A 9355-nucleotide genomic window follows, 5' to 3' on the forward strand; every position below is an offset into this window, starting at 1 on the left:
AAATTTATTTATAAATATTATTTAAATATAAAAATTAATAAAAATAAGGATAAAAATTTAATCCATTTTGATTACTGGAAATTGAACTTCAATAATTTTATCATCAGTATTTTCAAGAAATCCTTTATGATAAATTTCTTTAGGAGAACCAATTATATCATAATGATTATCTATAGAGTATTGAGCAAGTTTTTTATAAGTATCTTGTATAGTATCTCTATTTCCTTCATGAGTCTCAGATAAAACCGTATGTTCTATCATTGTTGCAGTATTTACTAAATCACTACCTTTAATTTTATCTGAAACTGGATAACCAACATCATAAACAACTTCTTCAGGTCCAACATTTTCAGGAAGTTTATAAAAAATCATAAATGGATCCCCAGTTGTTTCAAGTTCATTAGATTCAATCCATCCAGATAATCTTGCAAATAATATTTTTGCTGTTTCTAAAGAACCTTTGTTACTAATAACTGCAATATTTTCTTCTTTAATTGTTTTTTCTTCAACCATAATTACACCTTTAATGATTTATTAAAAATAGATAATTAAAACATATAAAATTATTATTTTTATAATATATATAAGTTCTAATTAAATAAACTTACTTTTACTGTTTCTCCTTCTTCTACAATTTCTGTGTTTTTAGATACATTTACATAACCATCTGCACGTGCAAGAGAAAATATTGCGCCAGAATCTTTAAATATAGGAATTACATCACCATTATCATAAGTTACTAATTGATATTGTTCCCTTCCAACTGCAGAATGAATTCTTTTTTGAAGTGTTCCTTTAACTGTTTTAAGACTTTTTTCTGAAATTCCTGCAAGTTCCCTTATTACTGGAGCTATAAACACATTAAATATTACAAGTGCAGAAACAGGATTTCCTGGTAATCCTATTACTAATTGATCATTAACAACACCAAGAATTGTTGGTTTTCCTGGTTGAACAGCAATTCCATGAAGTTTTACTTCACCAATTTCATCAAGAACATTTTTTAATACATCCCCGACACCTGCTGAAGTTCCACCAGAACATAATAAAACATCATGCTTTTTAAGAGCATTAAGAATAGTTGATTTTAATTGATTATAATCATCTTTTATAATACCTTCTTTTGTAGCAATTCCACCAGAAGCAGTTACACCATTTTTAATCATAGTACTATTTACATCATATATTTTAGATTCTTTAAGTTCAAACCCTGCTTCAATTAATTCATTACCTGTAGAAATTACAGCAATATCTGGTTTTTTATAAACTTTAACAGTAGTAAATCCTTGAGCTGCTAATACCCCTATTTTATCAGCAGTTAAAACAACCCCTTTTTTAAGAAGAAGACTATCTTTTTTAACATCAGATCCTTTTTTACCAACATCTTGACTAGGAGTTACACTTTTATAAAGTTCTACTTCATCACCATCTTTTAAAGTATATTCAACCATTAATACAGAATCTGCACCTTTTGGTAATGGTGAACCAGTACTAATCTCTACTGTAGTACCTAATTCAACAGTTTTTTTACTATATGAACCTGCTTCAAGAGAATCTATAATTTTTACAATTTTTGGATTCTCTTCAGATGCACCATAACTATCCTCAGATTTAATAGCAAAACCATCTTTTAAAGCTCTATCAAATGGTGGAAAATCAATACGACTATAAATATCCTCAAAAACAACCCTATTATATGCTTCCTCTAAAGGAACTTCCTCAGATTCAGGATTATAATATTTATTAAAATAATTTTTAATTAATTCTTTAGCCTCATCAGGCTCTTTAATCTGTAAAAATTCAGTACCCATCCAATCACCTTATAATATTTAAATAAACAAATTATTTAAAATAAATTTATTATATTAATAATTATCTATCTGAATATATAATAAATTTTTATATTTAATTACTTAATAATATAATAAGTTTTTATAATATGAAATATAAAATATAATTATTATATATTTAAATTGAAAAGGCTTTTTTATATATTACAATACTTAACTTTTACAATTATTAATCAGTATTGAATTAAGCAAAAGATTGGAGGAAAATACTTGGTAAATAAAAAGAATAAAAACAATAACAATCAACAACAAAGTTATAGAAGAGTAAGAACTCCTCGTAAAGGAGAAATTGCAGGTGTTGTTGAACAGATTATGGGACATGGAAAACTTAAAGTAAGATGTGCTGATGGTTATACACGTATGACACGTATTCCAGGTAAAATGAAAAAAAGAATATGGATTCGTGAAGGAGATGTCATTCTTGTAAAACCATGGGATTTCCAAAGTGAAGAAAAAGCTGATGTAATCTGGAGATATACAAAAACAGAATCTAACTGGCTTGATAGAAAAGGATACTTAAAAATGTAAACATTTTTACACCCTTTTTTTAAAAATTTATATAAACTAATTTTATTATAAACCTTTTACTTAACTACCTAAAAAATTACTACTTTTTAAATATACTTGGTGATATTATGGATCAAAAAATAGCTAAAGCTGATAAAAAGGTAAAAAAAATCATATCCGAAAAACGTAAAAAAGATGCAGATGATAGAAAAGTAGGTAGTGACATCTTTGATAAAAGAACTCTTGAAACATTATACAAATTAGCTAATAAAAATTACATAGATATTTTAAATGGAGAAATAAGTACAGGAAAAGAAGCTAATGTATTAAAAGGTATTAAAGATGATAAATATTATGCAGTAAAAATATATCGTATTGCTACATCAGATTTTAAAAAAATGAACTTTTATGTAGATGGTGATCATAGATTTAGATCACGTCATAGTAATAAAAGACAATTAATTAACTCATGGGTAAGTAAAGAGTATAAAAACTTAGAACGTTTATATAAAGCAGGAGTTAAAGTTCCAAAACCAATTACTTCATTAAATAATGTACTTATTTTAGAATTTATTGGAGATGATGAAGGTAATCCTGCTAAAACTGTAAAATACAATCCCCCAAAAGATGTTGATGAATTCTTATTAAAAGTTTTAAATGAAATGTATAAATTCATTAATAATGGAAAATTAATACATGGTGATTTATCAGCATATAATATAATGAATTTAAATGAAGAACCAGTAATAATTGATGTTTCACAATCTGTAATTTATAATAACCCAATTGCTAAAGAATTACTTGACAGAGATATTAATAATTTAACAAATGATTTTAAAAAATTAGGTTCAAAAATTACAAAAGAAGAAATTGAAAAACATCTTGGAGTTAAAGATGGAATTGTATTATCATTAAAAAACTAATATAAACAATTAATTTATGTTAAAATAAACATAAATAAATTTTAATAAAAATTTAAAAAATAATATAAAAAATATTTAGAAATGAATAAATATTATCAAGATAATAATATAATATTGTTTTTAGAAAAAAGAGGTGAAATATATGCCTGAAACAGATTATCTTAAAATCCCTCGTGAACGTGTTGGAGTATTAATAGGAAAAGATGGTTATACTAAAAAAATCATTGAAAACACTACAGAAACAATTTTAGATATTGATAGTGAAGAAGGTACAGTAGCAATTTATCCACAAGAAAACATGAAAGATCCTTTAGGAGTATGGAAAACAAACTATATAATTAAAGCTATTGGGCGTGGATTTAACCCTAAAACTGCATTAAAATTAAAAGAAGATGAAATGTATCTTGAAGTATTAAAACTTACTGATGCAGTTGGAAAAAATAAAAAAGCATTATCTAGACAAAAAGGACGTATAATTGGAAGAAATGGTGTTACTAAAGATATTATTACAGATATGGCTGATGTCGATATGGCTGTTTATGGTAAAACTGTTTCACTTATTGGAAGAATGGAAAATATAATGGTTGCAAAAGAAGCAATAAATATGATTTTAAGTGGTTCAAGACATAAAACTATTTATAGCTACCTAGAAAATCAAAAACGTGAAAGAAAAGAAAGAGAGTTCAAAGAAGTTATGGGAATTAGCCATGAAAAAATTGAACTTAGAGATGATTTAGATTAAATATAATAATTATTTGGCTATTTTTTTAAAGTAATAAAAAATTACTAAGTTTAAAATAAAAGTATAATTTAATATTAAAATTATAAAAAGATTTATAAATAAGATAATAAAAAAATTAAAGAAAAAAATTAAATTAAAATAAGAAAAATAAGAATTATCTAATTTAGTTACTAAAATATACTTTTAACCGTAAAGTATTTATATAACCTTAAACTCACTTTATAATGTAGATGTTTACTTAATAAAATTTTAAAAATTTTATGAAAATAAATAAAGTATTTCATAAATACTTTAAGAACATCCTAATTATCTAAATAAAAAAACTATGTATTTAGATTATGATTATTAATTATTTTATAAATATTGAGGTGAAATAATGGCACAACAACAACCAATTTTTGTCTTACCTGAAGGAACCCAAAGGTTATTAGGTAGAGATGCACAAAGAACAAACATTTTAGCAGGAAAAGTACTTGCTGAAACTGTAAGAACCACATTAGGTCCAAAAGGTATGGACAAAATGTTAGTAGATAATCTTGGAGATATTGTAGTAACTAACGATGGAGTTACTATCTTAAAAGAAATGGATATTGAACATCCTGCAGCTAAAATGCTCGTAGAAGTAGCAAAAACACAAGAAGATGAAGTAGGAGATGGAACTACTACTGCTGTTATTATTGCAGGAGAATTATTAAAACAATCCGAAGATTTATTAGATATGGATATTCACCCAGCTATTATTGCAATGGGTTACAGACAAGCTGCTGAAAAAGCTCAAGAAATTTTAGATGAAATCGCAATTAGTGATATTGATACTGAAATGTTAGAAAAAGTAGCTATGACTGCAATGACTGGAAAAGGAACTGAAAAAGCTCGTGAACCTCTTGCAAAAATCGTAGTTAAAGCTGTAGAACAAGTTGCTGAAGATGGTGAAGTAAACACTGATCACATTAAAATCGAGAAAAAAGAAGGTGCAGTTGTTGAAGATACCAAATTAGTACAAGGTGTAATTATTGATAAAGAAAGAGTACACCAAGGTATGCCTTCTGAAATTAATGATGCAAAAATCGCAATTTTAAACTCTGCACTTGAAGTAAAAGAAACTGAAGTAGATGCAGAAATCAGAATTACTGATCCTAACCAAATGCAAGCATTCATTGAACAAGAAGAACAAATGCTCAAAGATATGGTTTCCAAAATCTCTGATGCTGGAGCAAATGTTTTATTCTGTCAAAAAGGTATTGATGATTTAGCACAACATTACTTAGCTAAAGATGGAATCTTAGCAGTAAGAAGAGTTAAAAAATCAGATATTGAAAAATTATCCAAAGCTACTGGTGCAACTATTGTAAGTAATGTAGAAGATTTAACTGCTGATGATTTAGGTAATGCTGGATCTGTAACAGAGAAAAAAGTCTCTGGTGAAAACATGATCTTTGTAGAAAACTGCAGTGAACCTAAAGCAGTAACTATCCTTGTAAGAGGTAGTACCAAACATGTTGCAGATGAAATTAAAAGAGCTATGGAAGATGCAATTGGTGTAGTAGCTGCTACTGTTGAAGATGGTCAAGTTGTTGCTGGTGGAGGAGCTCCAGAAGTAGCAATCGCAAAAAGATTAAAAGATTATGCTGAATCAATTAGTGGAAGAGAACAATTAGCTGTAAATGCATTTGCAGAAAGTTTAGAAGTTGTTCCTAAAACCTTAGCTGAAAATGCAGGTATTGATAGTATTGACTCATTAGTAGATTTAAGAGCTGCTCATGAAAAATCAACCACTATGGGATTAAATGTATTCAATGGTGAAGTTACTGATATGAAAGAAGCTGGAGTAATTGAACCAAAACGTGTTAAAAAACAAGCAATTCAATCTGCTTCTGAAGCAGCTGAAATGATTTTAAGAATCGACGATGTCATTTCCTCAAGTGGATCTGGTGACGATGCTGCTGCAGCTGCAGCTGCTCAACAACAAATGGGCGGAATACCAGGAATGATGTAGTCATATAGTGACTAATCTAAGAGATAGATTAATCTATCTCTTTACCATTTTTATTAACTACTTTTCAATTACTAATTAAACTGCTTTTTTTACTAATTTTCAAATTAATCTAATAGAATTTTTAACTAATTATTAAATCTTTAAAATAATTATTATAATTAATATAAAATAATAGCAAGCAATAAGGAAAATAAATTATAATAATTAGTAGATTTAAATAAAATAAATCTTGAATAATAAACTTAAATTAAAATTAAACAGAAAAAATTCTATTAATTTAATACTTTAATTTTTATTTTCTTTTTAAATTTTAAAATTATATTATTAAACTTCAAATTTAAAATTCAATTAATAAAAATCATAATTAATATAAATAGATTCAAAACATAAAATAATATAAATATAATTAAAATTTATACAGACTAACAAAACTTAAATTACATTAAAAACGTCAAAATTTATAAAAAGGTTATAATATGACTAATGAAGAAAAACCAATGAGTGATGAAGAAATTAAAGAAATAAAAAAAAATGAAAGTGATGAATTACTTATTAATTGCCGTAAACCAGAAGGCGAACTTGGAGAACAAATGATTGAAAGAATGAATAAATCCCATGAAAGCCTTGCAAGATGGGGAGTAAGTCACCTTAATATATGTGAAAATGATAATATCTTAGATATTGGATGTGGTGGAGGAGTCAATGTTAAAAGATTCTCAGAAATGACCAAAGGAAAAGTATATGGTATAGATTATTCTCCAAAAAGTGTTGAAGAATCTAAAAAATACAATAAAGAAAATATTGATAATGGTCAAGTCGAAATATATGAAGGATCTGTATCAGAACTTCCATTTGAAGATAATAGTTTAGATGTTGTTACTGGTTTTGAAACAATTTACTTTTGGCCAGATTTAGAAAACGATTTAAAAGAAATTTATCGTGTTCTTAAAGAAGATGGTGCAATATTCATATGTAATGAAGAATCAAAAGATGAAAACCTTGAAGAAAGAATGGGTGATAGAATCAAACTATTAGGTATGACTGTTTTATCTGAAGATGAATTAGGACACCTTTTATATGATGCTGGATTTAAGAATGTTACAACATTTACTAAAAAAGACACACATTGGCTATGTGCTATAGCTAGAAAAATATAAAAAACATAATTTCTAACTAAAAAAGTCAATATTAATTAATATAAGACATTAATTAAGTAAAAAAAGTATTAATAAATAATAAAAAGAATAGAACTTAATTATTATATTAATTACTTTTTTAAATATACCTTTTAAAACATAAAACTCATTTAAAAAAATAATAAAACAAAAAAATACACAGAATAAATAAAATTAAAAAAAAAACACACGAAAATCTCAAAAGAAATATTCTTTTTAAATAAAAAAACATATAAAAATAAAAAATCTACTTTTCTATCAAAAATTATAAAACAACAATATCCAAACAAATAAAAAATCTACTTTTCTATCAAAATTATAAAAAATATTAAAAATATTAATAATTCTAATTTTATCAATTCAAATTATTGAACTATAAAAAAATTTAATAAAAGAAGCAATTTCATTAAAACAAGATAAATGAAATTTTAAATAAGAAAATAATAGTAGAATTAAATTGTTAACTATAATAAATATGGTTGGATTAACAATTTAATACTATTATTTTAATTTAGGTTTGATAATTAAGAAATAAATATTAATTACAGAAATAAGTGGAGAATATAACCAATATTTATATACTTAAACTATTTTTAATTTAATAAAAAAATTAAAAACTACAATAAATTATTAATAGGATGATTTTCAACAGGTTCAGTACCTAATTCTTTAGCTGCTTCTGCAATAAACATATCAGTTTGAGCAATTGCAGGGAAACAGAATGTTGAATTTTCAATAGGTCCAAAGAGAACAAAGTCTCCACCAACCATAACTTGAAGAATATTAGCTCCAATATCACAAACTGTGAAAATAGTTTTATTTCCAGTTTCTTTTTTATGATCTCTTAACCAATCCCATGCAGATGGAATATTGTGAATTCCAGAACCTACAGGATATCCCCATTTAGCTTTTTCTGCAAATGAAGTTCTTCCTGCAATTCCTCCTCCTTGACCAAGCGGAGTTACAGCAGTATCCATCATAAATTTAGTAATACCACAATCTTCAGCAACTTCAAGTAAACCTTTTTCATAAGCACCATCGTCACCATTATCCCACATAGCCATTTTACCCATTACAGTAGTATTCATTGGATTAAATCCTAATATAATAGATGAATCAATTTTAGATTCAGCAAGAGCATCTAATTCATCTTGATGTGCAGACATATTAATAGAATTATAAATAGCCCTATCAGTTAAACCTACATCATCAACATATTTAGCTCCAGCAATTCTAGCATCTGCTGATGTAGAATCTATAAGGAAAGGAATATCACAAGCATCTCCAACAAATTCTAAATATTTTGTAATTGCTTCTTCAGTTTGACCAAAAACTTGTGCTATACAAGGGTTTCCAGTTGTATCTGAAATTTCAATCATATCTAAAAGTAATTGTTCTGCACGATCTTTATCAAAATCACCAGTCAATTCATCATTGACAATGTTATGGCCACCATAAAAAATAGTACCACATAAAACAGTAGGATATTCTCCAGGTTGACCTCCCATTTTTACTCCAGCAAAATCAAATACTGTCTGTTCTTTATCAAATTTAAACATAGTTTATCCTCTAATAATTTAAATAATCTCAAAAATAATAATGAATCTTAAATTAAAAAACATTAAATATTTAATAATATAAAATAATGTATTTTAAATTAAAAATATCAAAAACATTTAATAAGATAATTCTAATGGCATTAATAATATATTTATAAAGGTAATTTTATTAAAAAATTATAATTTTATTAAGAATATTGAAATTTTAAAAATCATATTAAAATTAATAAAATTAAATTGAACAAAATTAAAATATACTTTAAAAATATTGTTTAATACCTAATAGTTTTAAAATAAATTAAAAGAAATAAACAATAAGCAAAATAAGTATAATTTTCATTCAACCATACATACCACTAATTAATTCAAAATATTAATGAGATAGGAATTAATTTAAATTTAATAGTATATAAACTTATTTATTAAAAAATAAATAAATCTTAATTAGTTTTAGAATTAATAAACAATGCTTTAAAGTTTTGATAAGAAAAATCAAATAGATATTAAATTTCAATAATACAATTAACTGAAAAAAATAAGATAACTTTAAAAAAAACTTTGAAAAATATTAAATTAATAAAAATTACCAATTAAACTAAATAT

8 protein-coding genes are annotated in these 9355 nt (G+C 25.4%); 5 read left to right on the forward strand and 3 right to left on the reverse strand.

From position 1 onward, the window contains the following. Nucleotides 1–57 precede the first annotated feature (57 nt). Nucleotides 58–513 carry a GyrI-like domain-containing protein gene (locus tag BGI41_RS04805; RefSeq protein ID WP_233126317.1) on the reverse strand — a complete coding sequence of 152 codons (456 nt, stop codon included), beginning with the start codon at nt 511–513 and terminating at the stop codon, nt 58–60. Between the two features lie 77 nt (nt 514–590). After that, the gene (gene glp / locus BGI41_RS04810) at nt 591–1811 is read right to left on the reverse strand and encodes a gephyrin-like molybdotransferase Glp (RefSeq protein ID WP_088539097.1); all 1221 of its coding nucleotides are present in this window, start codon (nt 1809–1811) and stop codon (nt 591–593) included. A 249-nt stretch (nt 1812–2060) separates the two neighbouring features. Between glp and eif1A the strand changes: the two genes are divergently transcribed. The 5 genes from eif1A to BGI41_RS04835 all read left to right on the forward strand — a co-directional run bounded on the left by eif1A (nt 2061) and on the right by BGI41_RS04835 (nt 7175). Beyond that, nucleotides 2061–2378, forward strand: coding sequence for a translation initiation factor eIF-1A (eif1A, locus tag BGI41_RS04815; RefSeq protein ID WP_088539098.1), 318 nt, complete (start codon nt 2061–2063; stop codon nt 2376–2378). A gap of 107 nt (nt 2379–2485) precedes the next feature. Continuing rightward, the gene (locus BGI41_RS04820; protein ID WP_088539099.1) at nt 2486–3280 is read left to right on the forward strand and encodes a serine protein kinase RIO; all 795 of its coding nucleotides are present in this window, start codon (nt 2486–2488) and stop codon (nt 3278–3280) included. Between the two features lie 142 nt (nt 3281–3422). Next, nucleotides 3423–4022: a KH domain-containing protein gene (locus BGI41_RS04825; protein ID WP_088539100.1), complete on the forward strand. Its 600-nt coding sequence runs from the start codon at nt 3423–3425 to the stop codon at nt 4020–4022. Nucleotides 4023–4398: 376 nt separating this feature from the next. Then, a complete protein-coding gene (gene thsB, locus BGI41_RS04830) occupies nt 4399–6018 on the forward strand; it encodes a thermosome subunit beta (protein ID WP_088539101.1) in 1620 nt (539 codons plus the stop codon). A gap of 497 nt (nt 6019–6515) precedes the next feature. Then, on the forward strand, nt 6516–7175 hold the full coding sequence (locus BGI41_RS04835) for a class I SAM-dependent methyltransferase (protein ID WP_088539103.1): 660 nt from the start codon (nt 6516–6518) through the stop codon (nt 7173–7175). A gap of 635 nt (nt 7176–7810) precedes the next feature. On the opposite strand, the gene mtrH is transcribed toward BGI41_RS04835, so the two are convergent. Next, nucleotides 7811–8752, reverse strand: a complete 942-nt coding sequence (gene mtrH / locus BGI41_RS04840) for a tetrahydromethanopterin S-methyltransferase subunit H (RefSeq protein ID WP_088539102.1) — start codon at nt 8750–8752, stop codon at nt 7811–7813. Nucleotides 8753–9355 lie beyond the last annotated feature (603 nt).

Source organism: Methanobrevibacter sp. 87.7 (genome assembly GCF_002208625.1).
In the GTDB taxonomy this organism is placed as follows: domain Archaea; phylum Methanobacteriota; class Methanobacteria; order Methanobacteriales; family Methanobacteriaceae; genus Methanarmilla.